Genomic DNA, 18819 nt, shown 5'->3' with positions numbered 1-18819 from the left:
CGACTTCATGGTCTTCCTGTGCTCGCCCCGCGCCGCCTACGCCGTGGGCTCCACCTATCACTACGACGGCGGCATGCTCCGCACGATCTGAGGGTTTTCCCATGTCCATTCCGCTGAACGCCGCCGCCCTGTCCAATCTGCCCGACGGCGTGGCCGGTCCCGCCTACGACCGGTCGGCCCTGACCGCCGGCATCCTCCATGTCGGGGTCGGCAACTTCCACCGCGCGCATATGCAGGTCTATCTCGACCGGCTCTTCGCCAAGGCGAAGGATCATGACTTCGCGATTCGGGGGGCGGGGGTCCGCCCGGCCGATGCCGCCATGCGCGACCGGCTCCTTGCGCAGGATTGCCTCACCACGGTGGTGGAACTCGACCCCTCGGGCCTGAGCGCCCGCGTGATCGGATCGATGATCGACTTCGTGCCGGTGGAGCCCGAAGCGGTGATCGCCGCGATGGCCGATCCGGCCATCCGCATCGTGTCCACGACGGTCACCGAGGGCGGCTATTACGTCGATGCCAAGACCGACGGCTTTGCCGCGAGCCATCCGGACATCCAGTCCGACGCAGCCAACCCTGACGCGCCCCGCACGGTGTTCGGCATGGTGCTGGCCGCGCTGCGCCGCCGCCGGGAGGCCGGCACGCCGCCCTTCACCTTCCTCAGCTGCGACAACCTGCCCGAGAACGGCCACGTCGCCGCCCGGACGGTCATCGGGCTCGCGCGGCTGCAGGACCCGGCCTTCGCCGACTGGGTCGCGGCCAACGTGGCCTTCCCGAACTCCATGGTGGACTGCATCACGCCCGCCACCTCGGACCGGGAGCGCAAGATGGTGGCCGACCGCTTCGGCCTGACCGACGCCGCCCCTGTCGCCTGCGAGCCGTTCCGCCAATGGGTGCTGGAGGACAACTTCCCCCAAGGCCGCCCCGCCTGGGAGGAGGTCGGCGCCGAGTTCGTGACCAACGTCGCGCAATACGAGCTGATGAAGCTTCGCATCCTGAACGGCGGGCACGCGGCGATCGCCTATCCGGGCGCGCTCCTTGGCCACCACTTCGTCCATGACGCCATGGCGGACCCGCGCATCTCGGGCTGGCTCGACGCGCTCACCCGGCGCGAGATCCAGCCGACGCTGACGCCCATCGAGGGTGTGAGCTACGACGCCTACCGCGAGTTGATCGCCGACCGTTTCTCGAATCCCGAGGTCGGCGACACCATCCCGCGCCTGTGCCTCGACGGCTCGAACCGGCAGCCCAAGTTCATCCTGCCGACCGCGCGGCAGGCGCTGGCCGAGGGGCGGCCCTTCCACGGCCTCGCGCTCGAGGTCGCGCTCTGGTGCCGCTACTGCGCCGGAACCGACGAGGCGGGGAACGCCATCCCGCCCAACGACGAGAACTGGGAGGACCTGCGCGCCCGCGCCCTGGCGGCCAAGGAGGACCCGGGCGCCTTCCTCAGCAACTCGCTCGTCTTCGGCGACCTGGGCCAGGACCCGCGCTTTGCCGAGGCTTTCGGGCGGGAGCTTCGGTCCCTTTGGGAGCAGGGCGTCGAGGCGACGCTCGCGGCCTACGTCGGACGCTGAGGCCTCAACTTTGGGCGGGTCCGGCGGCAAAGGCCAGATCCGCCCAGATCGGCAGGTGGTCGGACGCGACGCGGGACAGGTGGCTCGCGTGGACCTGGGCCCGCACCGCCCTGACCGGGCCTGTCAGAATCATGTGATCGAGCGCCACGAACGGCCGGGCGGCATGGAAGCTCGGCCCCGGCGACACGAGCCGCAGGTCGCGGGAGAACGGCGCGACCAGCCGAAAGGGTGCACGCTCGTTCAGGTCCCCCGCGATCACGACGGGCAGGCGGTAGCTCCGGATCGCTTCCAGCACCGCGGCCATCTGCCGATGCCGCGATCCCAGGTTCAGCCCGAGATGCGCCGCAACCAGCACGAACCGGCCCCGGCCGATCTCGGGCCGGATGGAGGCGACCAGCGCCCCCCGAGGCTCGATCCCCGGAAGGTCGATCAGTTGCATGACCTCGCCCTCCAGCCCGCGCCGCACGAGGATGGCGTTGCCGTGCCAGCCCAGCGACGGTCCCGGCCCCGGGTCGATGTGGGCATAGCGTCCATGGGTGGACAGCAACCCCAGCGGCAGGGCCGCCGGACGCTGGCCCAGCCGCTTGTCCGCCTCCTGCAGGACCACGACATCCGCCTCGATCTCGTCCAGCACCGACAGGATGCGCTCGGGCCGGCGCCTCCAGTCCAGTCCCACTGCCTTGCGGATGTTGTAGCTGGCCAGCCTTACCCGCCACTCGTCCGCCGCTCTCCGCCGCCGCGCCATCAGAGAACCGGGGACACGAGCCGCGCGACGGAGTCGCGGAACCGCAGGGCAGGCGAGCTCGTCCGGTACTCGTCCGGATCGAACGGACGGCAGCGGGCCCGGTCGCGTTCGAAGCCGGCCTCGATCTCGGCGGCGACGGCGGTGTCGTAGACCAGGGCGTTGAGCTCGTAGTTGATCGAGAACGACCGGATGTCCCAGTTCCCGGACCCGATCGAGGCCACCCAGCCGTCCGCCACCACCGTCTTGGCGTGCAGGAACCCGCCTTCGTACAGCAACACCTCGACCCCCGCCGTTGCGATTTCAAGAAGATAGGTCTTGGCGGCCCAGTAGACGAGCCTCTGGTCCGGTCCGCCGGCCGTGACCATCACCGACACATCGATGCCCGACATCGCCGCCGTCTTGAGCGCCTCGGCCAACGAGGCGTCGAGGATGAAATAGGGCGTCTGCAGGCGGACACGCTCGCGTGCGCCGGTGATCATGCCGAAATACTGCTGCCGGATGGCCCGCCACTCCGAATCCGGCCCCGACACGACCAGTTGCACCGGCTGGTCGCCCTCGTCCTCGGGCGCGAGCGGGGGGAAATGCCGGGGAGAGAACAGGTTCTGCCCGGTGGCGTTCGCCCAGTCCACCGAGAAGACCCGCTGGAGCGACCGGACCGCCATGCCGGTCAGGCGCAGGTGGGTGTCCCGCCAGACCGTGTAGCCATGGCCCGGATGCAGATGCTCCTCGCCGATGTTCAGTCCTCCGGTATAACCGATCCGCCCATCGATCACCGCGATCTTGCGGTGGTTCCGGTACGAGATCGTGTGCACCCGCCAGAGCGGCGAGGACGGCCACATCTCGATCCCGCGCGCCCGCATCCGCCGGATGTAGATGGCCGTCTTGATCCCGAACGACCCCACCGGGTCATAGAGCATCCGGACCTTCACGCCCTCCGCCGCCTTGGCCGCGAGAATTGCCATGAGACGCTCGCCCAGCCCGTCCGGCCGCCAGATGTAGTACTGGAGATGGATGCTCTCGCGCGCGGCCATCAGGTCCTGGATCAGGCGGGGATACTTCTCCGAGGCGTCCTGCAGGACCTCCACCCGGTTCGAGGTCGTCACCAGAGCGCCCGACGCGGCATGGGCCAGGGTCGCGAGATGCCGCACCAGCGGTGGCCGCGCCGCGATCCGGTCCATGGCGCGGGCGTGCTCGGCCCGTGCGCGGTCGAGCGCATCGCCCAGATGCTCGGCGCGGTCCTGCCGCAGGAGCTTGCGGGTCCGGCCGACGCCGCCACGCATCCGCCCGAACAGGATATAGACGACCAGGCCGCCCAGCGGCACCGTCAGGAACAGGAACAGCCAGGCGAAGGCCGACTGGGGGCGGCGATTCTCGGAGATGATGTAGGCCGCGACGGCGACGAAGTAGATCGTGTAGCCGAGCGTGAACAGGCTCATGGTCGTCCTTGTTGTCCCGCCTTGGCAGGGTCTTGGCTTGATGCTGCCCTCGGGACCCCCTCGCGCGCAAGGGGCGGGCGCCATGCCCAGGGCAGCCTGCCGGGGTATAACAGGCCAGGCGCACCATGTGGTTCCCCAGAGCGGCCGCACGCGATCCGGCCCCAAGGCTGGGCATCCGCTGGTCCCCCGCTACCTCGACCGACGACCCTCCCGGAGCCGTCCGATGACCGAAGCCGTCGATTCCCGGTTCAGCGACCTCGACTGCTGGACCTCGCTGCAGGGCGTGGCGGCGATCTGGGAAAGCCAGCTGGCCGCGGTGGCAGCGGTCGGGCCGGCGCTTCCCGCGATTGCCGCGGCGGTCGATGCGGCGGCGGAACGGCTGGCATCCGGGGCAGGGCGCCTGGCCTATGCCGGGGCCGGGACCTCGGCCCGCATCGCCGTGCAGGACGGGAGCGAACTCGCGCCCACCTTCGACTGGCCCGAGGGCCGGGTCCTCTTCCTCGTGGCGGGCGGCCCGGCCGCCCTGCTCCGTGCCGCCGAGGGGGCCGAGGACGACCGGGCCGACGCCCTCCGCCAGGTCAGGGAAGGACATCTCGGCCCGGCCGACATCCTGATCGCCGTCGCCGCGAGCGGTCGCACCCCCTTCACGCTGGCCGCCGCCGAAGCGGCGCGCGGGGCAGGGGCGCTGGTCATCGGCGTCTCGAACTCACCTGGCGCGCCGCTTCTGGCGCTGGCCGACCACCCCATCCTGGCCGACACCGGGGCCGAGTTGCTGGCCGGGTCGACCCGCATGAAGGCCGGCACGGCGCAGAAGGTCGTGCTCAACATGATCTCGACGCAGCTCATGGTGCGCTTGGGACGGGTCCATCGCGGGCTGATGGTCGAGATGCGCCCCGTCAACGACAAGCTCCGCGCACGGGCCGTTCGGATGGTGGCCCGGCTGGCGGAATGCGGGGAGGGGTGCGCCGCCGACGCGTTGGCCAGGACCGGGTTCGACATCAAGCAGGCCGTGCTGGTGGCGTCCGGCGCCAGCCCCGATGAGGCCGCCCGGCGTCTCAAGGCGGCCCAGGGCGATCTCCGTGCAAGCCTCGGACCCGGGGATCCGACTCCGGACCGCCCCTGAGGGCCTCGCCGCCGCCGTGCAAGCGATGACGCCCCGTCGGACAATCCGGCCGGGGCGCCGGTCGCATCACTCCGCGGCGGCGCTGCTGACCGAGCGGCCCAGCCCCTCGGCCACGCGGCGGCCGTAGTCGGGATCGGCCAGCGTGAAGTGGCGGATCATCCTGTCCTGGATGACGGGGGCGCAGGTCGACAGCGCGCCCACCAGGTTCAGGATCAGGTCGTCGCGCTCCCACGGCTCGTAGCTGCGGTAGCGCTCGCCCGCCTGCTGGAAGTCGTTGGTGCGCTCGATGCGCTGGCGGCCGACCTCGCCCGCCCAGTGGGTCCGCGGCGGCGGGCCGAGCCGCTCCTGCTCCTTGAGGCCGTCGAAGTTCGAGGGCTCGTAGTTGACATGCGGGTTGGCGCCCTGCTCGGCCCCGTCCACATGGTAGCTCATCTGCCCGCCACGCTGGTTCGTGGCATAGGGACACTTGGGCGCGTTGATCGGCAGCTGCAGGTAGTTCGGGCCGACCCGGTAGCGCTGGGTGTCAGAGTAGGCGAAGGTCCGCCCCTGCAGGAGCTTGTCCTCCGAAAAGTCGATCCCGTCCACGAGCACGCCGGTCCCGAAGGCCACCTGCTCGACCTCGTTGTGATAGTCCACCGGATTGCGGTTCAGCTGGATATGCCCGACATGCCGCAACGGGAACTGGTCCTCGGGCCAAAGCTTGGTGACATCCAGCGGATCCCAGTTGAGCTCGGGATGCTCGTGGTCCTCCATGACCTGGATGAACATGTCCCATTCCGGGAACTCGCCCCGCGCGATCGCGTCGTAAAGGTCGCCGGTCGCGTGGTTGAAGTCTTTGGCCTGGATCGCCTCGGCCTGCTGCTGCGTCAGGTTCCGCACGCCCTGGCGGGGCTGGAAATGGAACTTGCACAGGACCGTCTTCCCCTCGCCGTTCACCAGCTTGTAGGTGTTGACGCCCGATCCCTGCATCTCGCGGTAGGTGGCCGGGATCCCCCAGGGCGAGAACAGGTGGGTGATCATGTGCGTCGCCTCGGGGCTCATCGACACGAAGTCGAAGAAGCGGTTCATGTCCTGGCGGTTGTGCACCGGATCTGGCTTGAAGGCGTGCACCATGTCCGGGAACTTGAGGGGGTCGCGGATGAAGAACACCTTGAGGTTGTTCCCCACAAGGTCCCAGTTGCCCGCCTCGGTGTAGAACTTGATGGCGAAGCCGCGCGGATCGCGCAGCGTCTCGGGCGAATGCCCGCCATGGATCACCGTGGAAAAGCGCAGAAAGATCGGCGTCTCGGTGCCGGCGCGAAAGACCTTGGCGCGGCTGTATTTCTCGATGGGCTCGTCGCCCAGCTTGCCCGTGGGGACAAAGACGCCGTGCGCCGCCGCGCCACGGGCATGAACCACCCGCTCGGGAATCCGCTCGCGGTCGAAATGGGTGATCTTCTCCAGGAAATGATAGTCCTCGAGCACCAGCGGCCCCCGGGGACCGATGCTCCGGGTGTTCTGGTTGTCGTAGACCGGATGCCCCTGGCGGGTCGTCAGCCCGACTTTTGAATCCTCAGTCATGTGCGTCCCTTTCGGCTGGCCACGATGCCGTGTGTCGCGGTGCATCTAGTCAACCGCGGCGGGCTCTCAAGGTTCGCCGCTCTCCCGCGCCAGGAGCAGCGCCCCGTCCAGGGCCGTCCCAAGCGGGGGCCGCAGCTTCCACCGGTCACCGAAACGCCCGCCGTAGATGGGGGCCAGCCCGCCCAGAAGGACCACCGGCAAGGATCCGCCCTGTTGCAGCAGGTCGATCGCCTGCGCCACGTCCCCGGTCGCCCGCCCGAGGATGACAAGGGCCGCCGGATCCTCCGACCGCACGACCCGGGGCGCCAGCGACGCAAAGTCCACGGGCCGGGCGGACAGCGAGAACGACACCACCCCGTCGGGGCCGCCATGCTCCGCGACCAGCTCCGCCAGCAGGGGCGTCATCGGGCCAAAGCCGTCGACGGCGCGAAGGGCCGCCGCCAGCGCCGCCCGTCCAATCCAGGCGCCGCTGCCCTCGTCGCCCAGCACCAGCCCCCAGCCGCCGATCTGCCGCACCGTATTGTTCCGCTGGACCGCGAAGACCGACCCGGTCCCCAGCGCTGCCACGATGCCGTCCCCGGTCCCCAGCGCGCCCTTGACCGAGGCGACCGCGTCCGTCTCGACCCGGGCGCTGGCAAAGGGCAGCCCGCAAAGGAGCCGCTCCGTGAAGCCCTTGCCATTCGCGCCGGCCAGGCCCAGCCCGGCCCGCAGGTCCGACAGCGGATGCCCGGCCAGTCCGGCCTCGGCCAGCGCCTGGCGGACCGCCTCGAGGATGCTCGCCCGTGCGCCCTCGGTGTCGGACGCGATGTTGGCCGGTCCGCCGGTCCCACGCCCCAGGATGCGCCCTTGCGGGTCGGCCACGGCGGCGCGGCAGCCGGTGCCGCCGCCATCGATCCCCAGATACAGCATGCGTCTTGTTCCTCCGCCCTCCTTCTGGCCCGGTCCGGCGGCAGGGGGAAGCGGTCTCCCTCCGCCTGACCCGGAGACAAGCCTTTACAGTTGGTCGCGTTTGTTCATCATCTGCGGGGCAGGGAGACACGAACAGAATGGCCGAGCGACCGACCGAGGGGCGGCATCCCGCCTCTTTGGGCCTCCACTCCATCGCCGGGACCGAGGCGCTGGCGCGCCTGCTCGACGGGCAGGCCGCCGCTCTTGCCGCCGTTCGTCCCGCCATCCCCGCCATCGAGGCGGCCGCGCAGGCCGGGGCCGGGGCCCTGCGGTCCGGGGGAAGGATGGGCTATGCCGGGGCCGGATCCTCGGGAACCATGGCGCTGTCCGACTGCCTCGAACTGGCGGGCACCTTCGGCATCCCGCCCGACCGGACCCCCATGCTGTTCGCGGGTGGCGCGGCGGCGCTGCTCCACATGACGGGCGCGGTCGAGGATGATCCCGCCCTGGCCCGAACCGACCTCGAGCGTGCGGGCCTCGGCCCGGGCGACGTCCTCATCTGCGTGTCCGCCTCGGGCGGGACGCCCTACACCCTCGCCGTGGCCGAGAATGCGCGCGCCCTGGGCGTCACCGTGGTCGGCATCGCCAGCGTGGCAGGGTCGCGGCTTCTGGAGCTGTCAGCCATTGCCATCCTCCTCGACACCGGGGCCGAGCTGGTGGCCGGTTCGACGCGGATGGGGGCGGGCACCGCGGCCAAGGTGGCGCTGAACATGCTGTCGACCCGGGTCGGCATCCTCCTCGGCCATGTCCATGACGGCTTCATGGTTAATGTGGTGGCCGACAACGCCAAGCTGGTCGATCGCGCCGCCCGGATCGTGGCCTCCGTCTCCGGGCGCGGGATCGAGGACGCGCGCGGCGCGCTCGCGCGGACCTCGGGCGCCGTGAAGCCTGCGATCCTGGTCGCCCAGGGCGCCTCGCCCCATCAGGCCGCCGCGTTCCTCGCCGCCAGCGGTGGCCACCTGGGCAACGCGCGGTGGCCTCAGGAGTCGTGAACCATTTTTCCCCATAACCAAGACAACAGGGAGCAGACCATGACAACACCACTTCGCCTGGCGATCCTCGCCTCCACGATCCTCGCCGGGGCGGCCCACGCGCAGGAGCCCGTGACGCTGACCATCGAATCCTGGCGCAACGACGACCTCGCCATCTGGAACGACACGATCATCCCCGCCTACGAGGCGTCCCATCCCAACGTCCAGATCGAGTTCGCGCCGACCGCCCCGGCCGAATACAACGCCGCCCTGAACAGCAAGCTGCAGGCCGGATCGGCGGGCGACCTCATCACCTGCCGCCCCTTCGACGCCTCGCTCGAGCTTTACAACAACGGCCAGCTGTCCGACCTGACCGACCTCGCCGCGATGGCGAACTTCTCGGACGTGGCCAAGGCCGCCTGGCAGACCGACGACGCCGCCCACACCTTCTGCGTGCCCATGGCATCCGTGATCCACGGCTTCATCTACAACAAGACCGCCTTCGACGAGCTGGGGCTGCAGGAGCCCAAGACCGTGGACGAGTTCTTCCAGGTCCTCGACAAGATCAAGGAGGACGGCACCTACATCCCGATGGCGATGGGCACCAACGACCAGTGGGAAGCCGCCACGATGGGCTACCAGAACATCGGGCCCAACTACTGGAAGGGCGAGGAGGGCCGCCTCGCCCTGATCGCCGGGACCCAGAAGCTGACCGACCCGCAATGGGTGGCCCCCTACGAGCAGCTCGCCCGCTGGAAGGACTACCTGGGCGACGGCTTCGAGGCGCAGACCTACCCGGACAGCCAGAACCTCTTCACGCTGGGCCGCGCCGCCATCTACCCCGCCGGCTCGTGGGAAATCGCGGGCTTCCGCGCCCAGATCGCCGACAGCTTCGAGATGGCGGCCTTCCCGCCCCCCGTGCCCGCCGCCGGCGACACCTGCTACATCTCGGATCACACGGATATCGGCATCGGCATGAACGCCGCGACGCAGCATCCCGAGGAAGCGCGCGAGTTCCTGGAATGGGTCGGCTCGCCCGAGTTCGCGGCGCTGTATTCCAACGCCCTGCCGGGGTTCTTCTCGCTGAACTCCACGCCGGTCGAGCAGACCGACCCGCTCGCCCAAGAGTTCGTGTCCTGGCGCGAGGAGTGCCAGCCCACGATCCGCTCGACCTACCAGATCCTGTCGCGCGGGACGCCCAACCTCGAGAACGAGACCTGGAACGCGTCGGCGAATGTGATCCGCGGCAGCGAGACGCCGCAGGACGCCGCCGCCCGGCTGCAGCAGGGGCTCGACTCCTGGTACAAGCCCGCGCAGCAATAAGAACCGACGGCGGTCCCGGTTCGGTCCGGGGCCGCCCACCAACAGGGGACAGGACATGACGGCACGACGGCCGATCAGGTGGCATATCGCGGTGTTCCTCGCGCCCGCCGTGCTGGTCTACACCGCCATCATGATCGTCCCGCTGATCGGGACCCTGAACCTGTCGCTCTACCGCGCGACCGAGACCGGGCCGCAGTTCGTCGGGCTCGGCAACTTCCGCACGCTGTTCGGGGACGCGCTCTGGTCGGACGCCTTCTGGAACGCCCTTGGCAACAACGTCTGGTTCTTCATCATCCACATGCTCGTGCAGAACCCGATCGGAATCCTGCTTGCCGCGCTGCTCTCGAGCCCGCGGCTCCGGCTCGCGGCCTTCTACCGGACGGCCATCTTCGTCCCCACGGTCCTGAGCTTCGTGATCGTGGGCTTCGTCTGGAAGCTGATCCTGTCGCCGCTCTGGGGCATCGCGCCCTCGATGCTGGGGGCGGTCGGGCTCAAGGGCCTGTTCGCGCCCTGGCTCGGGCAGGAGGGCTCGGCTCTGACGGCCCTGGCCCTGGTCTCGGTCTGGCAGTTCGTGGGCATCCCGATGATGCTGATCTACGCCGCTCTCCTGTCCATCCCCGATGAGGTCATGGAAGCGGCCGAGATGGACGGCATCACCGGCTGGTCGCGGTTCTGGAAGGTGCAGCTGCCGCTGATCCTGCCCTCGATCGGGATCATCTCGATCCTGACCTTCGTCGGGAACTTCAACGCCTTCGACCTGATCTACGTGGCGCAGGGCGCGCTGGCCGGGCCGGACTTCGCCACCGACATCCTGGGCACGTTCCTGTACCGGACCTTCTTCGGCTTCCAGCTCCAGATCGGCGACCCGAACATGGGAGCGGCGATCGCGACGGCGATGTTCCTCATCATCCTGGCCGGGGTCTGCGTCTACCTGTTCGGCATCCAGACGCGGCTCCGCCGCTACCAGTTCTGATGCGCGCCCGGTCCCAGCCCGGCCGCAGCATCGCGGCCCATGCGATCCTGATCGCCTACACGCTCATCGCGCTGTTCCCGGTCTGGGTCATCGTGATCAACAGCTTCAAGTCCCGCCGGGCCATCTTCGCGCAGCCGCTCGCCATCCCCACCCCCGAAACCTGGGATCTCGTCGGCTACACCACCGTGCTCGAGAACGGCGATTTCTTCGGCTACTTCCTGAACTCCCTCACCGTCACCGTCGCGTCGCTGTTCTTCGTGCTCCTGTTCGGGGCGATGGCGGCCTTTGCCCTGTCCGAATACCGGTTCCGTGGCAACATGCTGGTGGGCCTCTATCTCGCGCTCGGGATCATGATCCCGATCCGGCTGGGGACCGTGGCGATCCTCCAGATGATGGTCGCGGCCGGGCTGGTGAACACGCTGACGGCGCTGATCCTGGTCTACACCGCGCAGGGCCTGCCGCTCGCGGTGTTCATCCTGTCCGAGTTCATGCGCAACGTCTCGGACGACCTGAAGAACGCTGGACGGATGGATGGCCTTTCGGAATATGCGATCTTCTTCCGCCTCGTCCTTCCGCTCGTGCGCCCCGCCATGGCGACGGTGGCGGTCTTCACGATGATCCCGATCTGGAACGATCTCTGGTTCCCGCTGATCCTGGCCCCCTCCGAGGACACCAAGACGATCACGCTGGGGTCGCAGGTGTTCATCGGCCAGTTCGTCACCAACTGGAACGCGGTGCTGGCGGCGCTCAGCCTCGCCATCGTCCCGGTCCTGATCCTTTACCTCATCTTCTCGCGGCAGCTCATCCGTGGGATCACTGCAGGAGCCGTGAAATGACCCTCCGCGTCCTCGTCGCGGGCCTTGGGAACATGGGGCTGAGCCACGCGCTGGCCTACGCCCACAACCCGGACTTCGAAATCGTCGGCCTTGTGAACCGCTCTCCGGTGGACCTGCCGCCGGAACTGGCGGGGCATGAGATCCTGCAGGACTACCACGAGGCGCTGCGGCGGCTCGCGCCCGACCTGGTCTGCATCGCGACCTATTCGGACAGCCATGCCGATTACGCGGTCGCGGCCCTTGAGGCGGGGGCGCATGTGTTCGTCGAGAAACCACTCGCCACGACCGTCGCCGACGCCCAGCGGGTGGCCGAGGCGGCGCAGCGCACTGGCAAGAAGGTCGTCGTCGGCTACATCCTCCGCCACCACCCGAGCTGGATCCGCCTCATCGAGGAGTCCCGCGCGCTCGGCGGCCCTTATGTCTTCCGCCTCAACCTCAACCAGCAGAGCAGCGGCCCGACCTGGGAGGTGCACAAGGCGCTCATGCGGACGACCTCGCCCATCGTGGACTGCGGGGTGCATTACGTGGACGTCATGTGCCAGATCACCGACGCGCCGCCGGTCGAGGTTCGCGGCATGGGCCTGCGCCTGTCCGAGGAGGTCGCGCCCGAGATGTACAACTATGGCCACTTCCAGGTGCTCTTCGCCGACGGCTCCTGCGGCTGGTACGAGGCCGGATGGGGTCCGATGATGTCGGACACCGCCTTCTTCGTGAAGGATGTGGTCAGCCCGCGCGGCGCCGTCTCGATCCGGATGCCCGACAGCGCCCGGTCCGACGACATCGATACCCACACCAAGACCTCCCTGATCCGGGTGCACCGCGTGGGCCAGGGCGACGAGGACCTGTCCATGGAGGACGAGCCGGGCCACCAGGAGCTTTGCGACCGCGAGCAGGCCTTCGTCGCCCGCGCGATCCGCGAGGATCTGGACCTGTCGCGCCATCTGCAGGATGCCGTCCGTTCGCTCGCCGTCTGTCTTGCGGCCGACGAGAGCGTGCGCTCCGGCCAGCCGGTGAGGCTCTGATGGGGTCGCTGGAACTTCGCAACGTCACCAAGGTGTTCGGCAAGACCGAGATCATCAAGGGCATCGACCTGTCGGTCAAAGACGGCGAGTTCGTGGTCTTCGTCGGACCATCGGGTTGCGGGAAGTCTACCCTCCTGCGGATGATCGCCGGGCTGGAGGACGTGACCTCCGGGGCCGTGGTTCTCGACGGACAGGACGTGACCGCCGTGGCGCCCGCCAAGCGGGGGATCGCCATGGTGTTCCAAAGCTACGCGCTCTATCCCCACCTCACCGTTCGCGACAACATGGGGTTGGCGCTGCGGCAGGCCGGCGCGCCTCGGTCCGAGATCGCGCAGGCGGTGGGTCGTGCTTCGGCGATGCTGGCGCTGGACCCCTACCTCGAGCGGCGCCCCGCCGAACTGTCCGGCGGCCAGCGGCAGCGCGTCGCGATCGGGCGCGCCATCGTCCGGACGCCGAGCCTCTTCCTGTTCGACGAGCCCCTGTCGAACCTCGACGCCGCGCTGAGGGTCGCCACGCGGATCGAGATCGCGCGCCTCCACCGGGAGCTTGGGGCGACCATGATCTACGTCACCCACGATCAGGTCGAGGCCATGACGCTGGCCGACCGGATCGTGGTGCTGCGGGCCGGGCAGGTGGAGCAGGTCGGCCGCCCCATGGAACTTTACAACGATCCGGCCAACACCTTTGTCGCGGGCTTCATCGGATCGCCCCGGATGAACTTCCTGAAGGGGGCCGCCCTGGGCGAGAGCGCGGACACGGTCGGCGTGCGGCCCGAGCATCTCGCCATCTCGCGCCAGGGTAACGCGATCCCAGGGACCGTCAGCCATGTGGAGAAGCTTGGAGGCGAGACGCTCGTCTATGTCCGCTCCGAGGTGCACGGCCTCCTGACGGTCCGACTTTTCGGCGAGCAGGACTTTTCGGTGGACGAGGCCGTCCAGCTGACGCCCGAGCCGCCGCGATCGCTGCGGTTCGACGCCGCCGGCCGCCGGCTTCGCTAGGTCAGCCCGGCGACCAGCGACTTGCCGGCGCATCGGGGCTCAGGACATAGAAGCCGTCGGCGGGCAGGGCTTCCCAGTCGCCCTCCCTCCCGTCGGGCCAGAGCACCCGAACCTCGGCCTCGGCCGCGGAGCCCAGGCCCATGTGCCACCATCCCATTGCGCCGCCGGCCTGTCCGCCGCCGACCGTGACCTCGCGCGAATGGACGCCGTCCGGAAGCCGCACCTCGATCCAGGCGCCCACGGCATCGCGGTTGCCGCCATCCTGCCGGAGCCGCAGCTCCAGCCAGTGCCCGGCCCCCGGGGTCGTGTTGCGCCAGACCTGCGCGTTCGCGCGCCGGTTGGTCACGACGAGGTCGGGCCGTCCGTCGAGGTTCAGGTCGGCCAGGGTCGCACCCCTCGACACGCCCATGCTGGCCACCCCGGCCTCCAGGCCCGCCTCGCGGAAGGTGCCGTCCGCCTGCAGGAGCAGAAGGTTGTTCGGGTCCTCCGCCGCAAAGTCCGGCATCTGGTCCACGTTCCCCTTTGCGATGAACAGGTCGGGCCGGGCGTCGTTGTTCACGTCCGCGAACTCCACATGCCACGCCGTCGAGGGTCGGACATCGTCGCCTGTGTAGGGGCGCTGCGCGATGGCGTGTTTGGGAAAGGCCACGTCGACGTAATCGGGACGCGGTGCGGAGGAGCCGTCCAGCGGCGCCTGCGCGAGCGTTTGCAGCTTGTTGTCGGCCATGCTGCTCAGCGCGTATTCGGGATATCCGTCCAGATCGAGATCGCGCGAGGCGATGCCCATGCCCCAGATCCGGAGCGGCTTCCACCCGTCCTCCGCGGTGTAGAGCGTCGGGTCGCCGCCCGGAGGCAGGCGCCACATCTGTTCCTGCCCGCCCTTGAAGTACTCCCGGTCGTTGGCGATCCGCAGCGATGGCGTGCCCGAGCGGTCCCAGTCTGTGAACAGCATCGACAGCGCGCAGAAGCTTGGGGACAGGGGCGCAGGCGTCGCGAAGCGGCGGCCATCCGGGCGGTAGAGCACGTTGTCGGTGCAGCTGCCCCAGGGGAAGAACTCCTCCCCCGGGTCGATGTAGGACCCGACCGCGAGCGTGGGCCAGTCCTGGCCGTCCTCCCAGGTGGCCGAGAACGCCGAGCCCCAGGCGCTTTGGGCTTGGAAGCTCCAAGAGGCGTTGGCGCGCTCGAAGCGGCAGTCGCCGAGGCCGCGCATCAGCGCAGATTCACCCTGGCGCAGGAGCATGAGGTCCTGCTGGCCGTCCCCGTCGATATCCAGCGGATAGGCGCCGGTCACCGCCTCCATCTCGATGCCGCTCTCCACCTTCTCGAACCGCAACGGCCCGCCCTGAGCCGAGCGGTTGCGCCAGAGAGATGCGGGCGAGGTGCCGCCGGCAAGGGCCAGGTCGGGAAATCCGTCGCCTGAGCAATCGAAGGCCGCGACGCCTCCGCCCACCATGTACTCCCAGTCCCCGTCATAGGAACTCAGGACGCCGGACGCGTCGGTCTCCTCCACGAAGGTCGGGATCGTCAGATCCTCGGCACGGGCGGCGGTGGCAAGAAGCCCGATCAGGATCGATGCGCGGATCACCGGCGGGTCCTCAGCGCGATGGCGTGCGCCCCGACGCAGCGGCCCTGCTCCAGCCCCATCTCGATCGCGGACCGGAAGTGGATGCCGCCATAGAGCCGTGACAGCGCCGCTTCCTCCGCGGCGGCCCAGAAGCTGGGGAACTGCCGCGCGGGCAGTCCGTCATCCTCATGGGTGGCGTCGACAAAGGCGTGGTCCGCGCCGAAGGCGGCCTCGAGCACCGTCGCGGCAGCCGCCGACTGCGTGCTGTGCCCCGAGGGGTATTCGGGGAAAGGCGGCGTGATCAGCAGAGGCTCGAAGGCCGGGTCCAGATGCGCCCGGATGTAGGTCACGGGCCGGATCAGGTTGTAGCGGAACTTCTCGTGCCAGCAGCCGATGAAGGCGTCGGCCATGGCGACCCCCAGCCTGGCCATCAGCTCGACCCGGGTCTCCAGGTCTGCCTCCTGCTCGTCCAGCACCTGCTGGGCGATGGAGATCCAGTGGCCGGGCGGGGTGGAGGACAGCATGGGGTCGTCCGACCAGAAGCGGGCGATCGCCTGCTGCTCGGGCGCCATGTCACGCCGGGCGTCGAGAACCTCCCGGGCCTCGGCCATGAAGGCGGATGCGGGGTCTTCGCTGTAGGCGGGCGGGGGCGGCAGGGGGCAGGCGGCTCCGTCCGGCATGGCGAAGGTCCGGTTCGTCCCCCAGCCCGGAAGAAGGGGGGCCTGCTGCTGGACGATGCGGCTGGTCGGAACCCAGGTGCCGGGCGCCTTGCCCGGGTCGTAGGTCATGGGAAAGCCCATGTTCTCGATGGTACTGCCCCCGTCGCCGTCGGCCCAGGCCAGGATATGTCGCGCGGTCGCCTCGCCCTGCGCCCGGCTACGATCCACGAGGTCCGGCGCCAGCCCCTCGGCCACGCCTTCGGCCAGGTGGCGGGACAGATGGTCGAGAGCGCGCTGGCCCGTGGGCCCGGTGTTGGAGAACAGTTCGCGCAGCACCGTCGCCAGCGCCGCCTCGAGCGCCACCGCATCGTCGTAAGGGAGGTTAGCCTCCCGCACGGGTCCGGGTGTCAGGTCGTTGAGTTGCCCCGCAAGGCTCAGGAGGTCGTCCGAGCCGGCGGCGACGGTCTCGTAGGCAGTGACGTAAAGATAGGCGAAGGCGCGGCTCGCGACGGGCGGGGAGGCTGTCGGCGTATGGCGCACGAGTTCGAGCGCGAGTCGCGTGTTCGTGTCGAACACCTCCTCGGGCGACGGTCCGGCCTGCGCCGCCCCCGACAGCATCAATCCCGCGGCCAGAGCCGCCAGTCCTTGCACGACGCGCATGGACGCCCTCCATTCCCCTGCCGGAAGAAAGCCATGGAACGTGAGGCCAGGAAAGGGATTTCACGCTCTGGTCGGACGCCAGCCATCACGCTATCCCTGCGCGGGCCAAGAGGAGGCTGCCATGACCCAGACGCCCACCCGCATCGCATGCCTTGGAGAGCCGATGATCGAACTGTCGGGGATGAGCCCGCGCGAGATGCGGCTGAACTTCGGCGTGGCGGGCGACACCCTCAACACGGCCATTTACCTGCAACGTGCCTTGGGCGGCGATGCGCAGGTCGCCTACCTGACGGCGCTGGGCGACGACGCGTTCTCGGATCACATGATCGCGGTCATGGAGGGCGAGGGGCTCGACACATCCGGCATCGCCCGGCTTCCGGGCCGCCTGCCCGGCATCTATGCCATAGCGGTGGACAACAGGGGCGAACGCACCTTTTCCTACTGGCGAAGCGAATCGGCAGCGCGGTCCATGTTCGCGGCTGGTGCGCTCGACCCCGAGGTGCTGGGGCGGTTCGACACCGTGTTCCTGTCCGGGATCTCGCTGGCCATCCTCCCGCCGGAGCACCGCATGAAGCTGATTGCCCAGTGCAGCTGGTTGAAGGCGTCCGGCAAGACCATCGCCTTCGACACGAACTACCGTCCCCGGCTCTGGGAGAGCGAGGACGCGGCCCGCTCGGCGTTTTCCATGATGTGGGATGCGACCACGATCGCCCTGCCGTCGCGCGACGACGAGGCGCGGTTGTACCCGACCGAGGATGTGCCGGATCTTTTCGAACGGCTGGCCCGAAAGGGTGTCCGCGAGATTGCGCTGAAGGACGGCGCAGCTGGCCCCCATCTCTGGGCCGAGGGCCAGGCCCTTCCCAGGGGGGACTTCCAGCCGGCGCCGACGGTCGTGGACACGACCGCTGCAGGCGACGGCTTCAATGCGGGCTACCTCGCCGCGCGGATCGGCGGGTCCGATGTGGCGGCGGCGGCGGCGGCCGGCCATGCGCTGGCGTCCCGGATCATCGGCGTCCGAGGGGCCATCATCCCGCGCGACTAGGTTCGGGTCCGGGCGGCGGCCATGTCTCCGCCGCCCGGGCTCAGGTCACTGGACTTGCGCCAGATCGGCCGCGAAGCGTTCCTTGGCTTTGCCGCGCAGCTTGTCGGCGGCGGCGGTCACGGCATCCTGGTTCGTCGGCGCGCCCACCTCGATCAGGGCCACCATGCCCATGGCCGCGTGCGGGGTGCACTTCACGCCGTAGAGCCCTTCGGTCGTGACGGTCAGGGTATAGTCCTTGCCCATGTCGCCGTGGAATGGTTCGACCCCTTCGGGCAGCATGTCGTCGATCGAAGCGACGTTGTGACCCTTGTCGGTCGCGACGAAGTGGATCGTGTCGCCGGGCTGGACCCGGATGAAGCCGGGCTCGAAGACCATGGCGCCGTCCGCGCCCTTGTTGAGCATCTGCACCTCGAAGTCCGCTGCGGCAGCTGCCCCGGCCAGGAGCGCGAAGGCGGCCGTGAGGGTGAGGGTCTTGGCGAGCATTGAGTGGTCCTTTCCACATGTCCCGATCGTTGTGCGGCAGGTCATGGCGGACGAAGCGGACGGTGACCTTGATCCGCATCAAATACGAACCACGGAAATGGCTCCTCGCGGCCCCGGTGCTCAGGCGGAAGGACGCGTCAGGAGATATCCCATCACCGTCAGCAGCACGGCCCCCTGCACCACGATCAACCCGACGCCCAAGCCCAGCAGCACGCTCGCCACGAGCGATCCGCCCATGAGAAGGCAGGCCATGGCCTTGTGCCGGGGGCGGATCGCGCCCCGCGCCTCCCAGTCCCGGATGGCCGGGCCGAAATATCGGCTTTCCTCGAGCATCCGGCGCATCCGGGGCGATCCCTTGCCGAACGCAAAGGCGGCCAGGAGGATGAAGGGTGTCGTCGGCAAGAGCGGCAGCGCGATGCCGATGATCCCCAACACGAGCGCAACGTATCCGAGGACGTTCCAGAGCAGGCGGACCGGGATCATCGTGGCGGGGGCCCCTTGATCCGGCTTTGCCCGATCACAGTCCCATCGGCGTCGAGCACCAGCCGCAGCGTCACGCCGCCATGCCGGAACGTCACGCGGAATCGTCCCATGTCATCGCCTTCGCCCCGTTCGAAGCGGCTGGCGATACGGCCGTCCCGCAGCAGGGCAGGAACCTCCGGCGGGTCGATCCCCAGCAACGGCCCCAGATCCTCCGCATCGATCGTGAAGCCGCCGTCCGGCCTTGGCTCAAGACGCATCTGATTCCCCTTCGTTCCGAGCATGTGGGTTTGGCTCGCCCAGGATCAACGCCCGGCGATGGACCCGGCCGGATGGGCATCTTGCCGCGTCGCCGCACGTCCGTAAGATACAACTGAGCGAGGATAAGGTGGGACCGGGCTCCGTGCGGGGCTTGTCCGACAAAG

Annotated in this window: 18 protein-coding genes; 9 read left to right on the top strand and 9 right to left on the bottom strand. The window is 69.1% G+C overall.

Features of this window, described 5'->3' with window-relative positions; genetic code table 11:
* Positions 1–101: 101 nt before the first annotated feature.
* Positions 102–1571, top strand: a complete 1470-nt coding sequence (locus J3P31_RS20765; RefSeq protein WP_210530443.1) for a mannitol dehydrogenase family protein — start codon at positions 102–104, stop codon at positions 1569–1571.
* Between the two features lie 4 nt (positions 1572–1575).
* Here J3P31_RS20765 and J3P31_RS20760 read toward each other — a convergent pair whose 3' ends face one another.
* Both J3P31_RS20760 and cls read right to left on the bottom strand, forming a co-directional pair.
* A complete protein-coding gene (locus J3P31_RS20760; protein WP_210530442.1) occupies positions 1576–2316 on the bottom strand; it encodes an endonuclease/exonuclease/phosphatase family protein in 741 nt (246 codons plus the stop codon).
* Positions 2316–3752 carry a cardiolipin synthase gene (gene cls, locus J3P31_RS20755; RefSeq protein ID WP_210530441.1) on the bottom strand — a complete coding sequence of 479 codons (1437 nt, stop codon included), beginning with the start codon at positions 3750–3752 and terminating at the stop codon, positions 2316–2318. Before cls ends, J3P31_RS20760 begins: the two co-directional genes overlap by 1 nt.
* Before the next feature lie 223 nt (positions 3753–3975).
* Between cls and J3P31_RS20750 the strand changes: the two genes are divergently transcribed.
* Positions 3976–4875 (top strand): N-acetylmuramic acid 6-phosphate etherase, encoded by a 900-nt coding sequence (locus J3P31_RS20750; RefSeq protein WP_210530440.1) that lies wholly within the window; start codon positions 3976–3978, stop codon positions 4873–4875.
* A 66-nt stretch (positions 4876–4941) separates the two neighbouring features.
* Here J3P31_RS20750 and J3P31_RS20745 read toward each other — a convergent pair whose 3' ends face one another.
* Both J3P31_RS20745 and J3P31_RS20740 read right to left on the bottom strand, forming a co-directional pair.
* The gene (locus tag J3P31_RS20745; protein ID WP_210530439.1) at positions 4942–6435 is read right to left on the bottom strand and encodes a catalase; all 1494 of its coding nucleotides are present in this window, start codon (positions 6433–6435) and stop codon (positions 4942–4944) included.
* Positions 6436–6501: 66 nt separating this feature from the next.
* On the bottom strand, positions 6502–7344 hold the full coding sequence (locus J3P31_RS20740) for a glucosamine kinase nucleotide-binding domain-containing protein (protein ID WP_210530438.1): 843 nt from the start codon (positions 7342–7344) through the stop codon (positions 6502–6504).
* A gap of 137 nt (positions 7345–7481) precedes the next feature.
* Here J3P31_RS20740 and J3P31_RS20735 point away from each other — a divergent pair, with 137 nt between their 5' ends.
* Genes J3P31_RS20735 through J3P31_RS20710 form a run of 6 tightly spaced genes read left to right on the top strand, consistent with a single transcriptional unit; the run spans position 7482 to position 13506 of the window.
* Positions 7482–8375, top strand: a complete 894-nt coding sequence (locus J3P31_RS20735) for an N-acetylmuramic acid 6-phosphate etherase (RefSeq protein ID WP_210530437.1) — start codon at positions 7482–7484, stop codon at positions 8373–8375.
* Positions 8376–8414: 39 nt separating this feature from the next.
* A complete protein-coding gene (locus J3P31_RS20730) occupies positions 8415–9677 on the top strand; it encodes an ABC transporter substrate-binding protein (protein ID WP_210530436.1) in 1263 nt (420 codons plus the stop codon).
* Positions 9678–9732: 55 nt separating this feature from the next.
* Positions 9733–10650, top strand: a complete 918-nt coding sequence (locus tag J3P31_RS20725; RefSeq protein ID WP_210530435.1) for a carbohydrate ABC transporter permease — start codon at positions 9733–9735, stop codon at positions 10648–10650.
* Complete coding sequence (locus J3P31_RS20720) at positions 10650–11486, top strand: carbohydrate ABC transporter permease (RefSeq protein WP_210530434.1); 837 nt, start codon at positions 10650–10652, stop codon at positions 11484–11486. The genes J3P31_RS20725 and J3P31_RS20720 overlap by 1 nt, the downstream gene beginning before the upstream one ends.
* The gene (locus tag J3P31_RS20715; protein WP_210530433.1) at positions 11483–12508 is read left to right on the top strand and encodes a Gfo/Idh/MocA family protein; all 1026 of its coding nucleotides are present in this window, start codon (positions 11483–11485) and stop codon (positions 12506–12508) included. The genes J3P31_RS20720 and J3P31_RS20715 overlap by 4 nt, the downstream gene beginning before the upstream one ends.
* Entirely contained in the window at positions 12508–13506 is a 999-nt protein-coding gene (locus tag J3P31_RS20710; RefSeq protein WP_210530432.1) for an ABC transporter ATP-binding protein, read from the top strand. The genes J3P31_RS20715 and J3P31_RS20710 overlap by 1 nt, the downstream gene beginning before the upstream one ends.
* A gap of 1 nt (position 13507) precedes the next feature.
* Here J3P31_RS20710 and J3P31_RS20705 read toward each other — a convergent pair whose 3' ends face one another.
* Together J3P31_RS20705 and J3P31_RS20700 are read right to left on the bottom strand one after the other, a co-directional pair.
* Positions 13508–15091, bottom strand: a complete 1584-nt coding sequence (locus tag J3P31_RS20705; protein WP_368373123.1) for a CRTAC1 family protein — start codon at positions 15089–15091, stop codon at positions 13508–13510.
* Positions 15088–16389, bottom strand: a complete 1302-nt coding sequence (locus J3P31_RS20700) for a vanadium-dependent haloperoxidase (protein ID WP_210530431.1) — start codon at positions 16387–16389, stop codon at positions 15088–15090. Before J3P31_RS20700 ends, J3P31_RS20705 begins: the two co-directional genes overlap by 4 nt.
* Before the next feature lie 121 nt (positions 16390–16510).
* Between J3P31_RS20700 and J3P31_RS20695 the strand changes: the two genes are divergently transcribed.
* Complete coding sequence (locus J3P31_RS20695; RefSeq protein ID WP_210530430.1) at positions 16511–17431, top strand: sugar kinase; 921 nt, start codon at positions 16511–16513, stop codon at positions 17429–17431.
* Positions 17432–17476: 45 nt separating this feature from the next.
* Here J3P31_RS20695 and J3P31_RS20690 read toward each other — a convergent pair whose 3' ends face one another.
* From J3P31_RS20690 to J3P31_RS20680, 3 genes are all read right to left on the bottom strand, one after another.
* Positions 17477–17914 carry a pseudoazurin gene (locus J3P31_RS20690; RefSeq protein WP_210530429.1) on the bottom strand — a complete coding sequence of 146 codons (438 nt, stop codon included), beginning with the start codon at positions 17912–17914 and terminating at the stop codon, positions 17477–17479.
* A gap of 120 nt (positions 17915–18034) precedes the next feature.
* Entirely contained in the window at positions 18035–18397 is a 363-nt protein-coding gene (locus J3P31_RS20685) for a YbaN family protein (protein WP_210530428.1), read from the bottom strand.
* Entirely contained in the window at positions 18394–18654 is a 261-nt protein-coding gene (locus J3P31_RS20680) for a DUF6522 family protein (RefSeq protein ID WP_210530427.1), read from the bottom strand. The genes J3P31_RS20685 and J3P31_RS20680 overlap by 4 nt, the downstream gene beginning before the upstream one ends.
* Between the last annotated feature and the right edge of the window lie 165 nt (positions 18655–18819).

It is taken from the genome of Rubellimicrobium arenae (assembly GCF_017916275.1).
GTDB lineage: Bacteria > Pseudomonadota > Alphaproteobacteria > Rhodobacterales > Rhodobacteraceae > Rubellimicrobium > Rubellimicrobium arenae.
The sequence above is the reverse complement of the archived record's forward strand: the minus strand, read 5'-3'. Positions and strand labels throughout refer to the sequence as shown.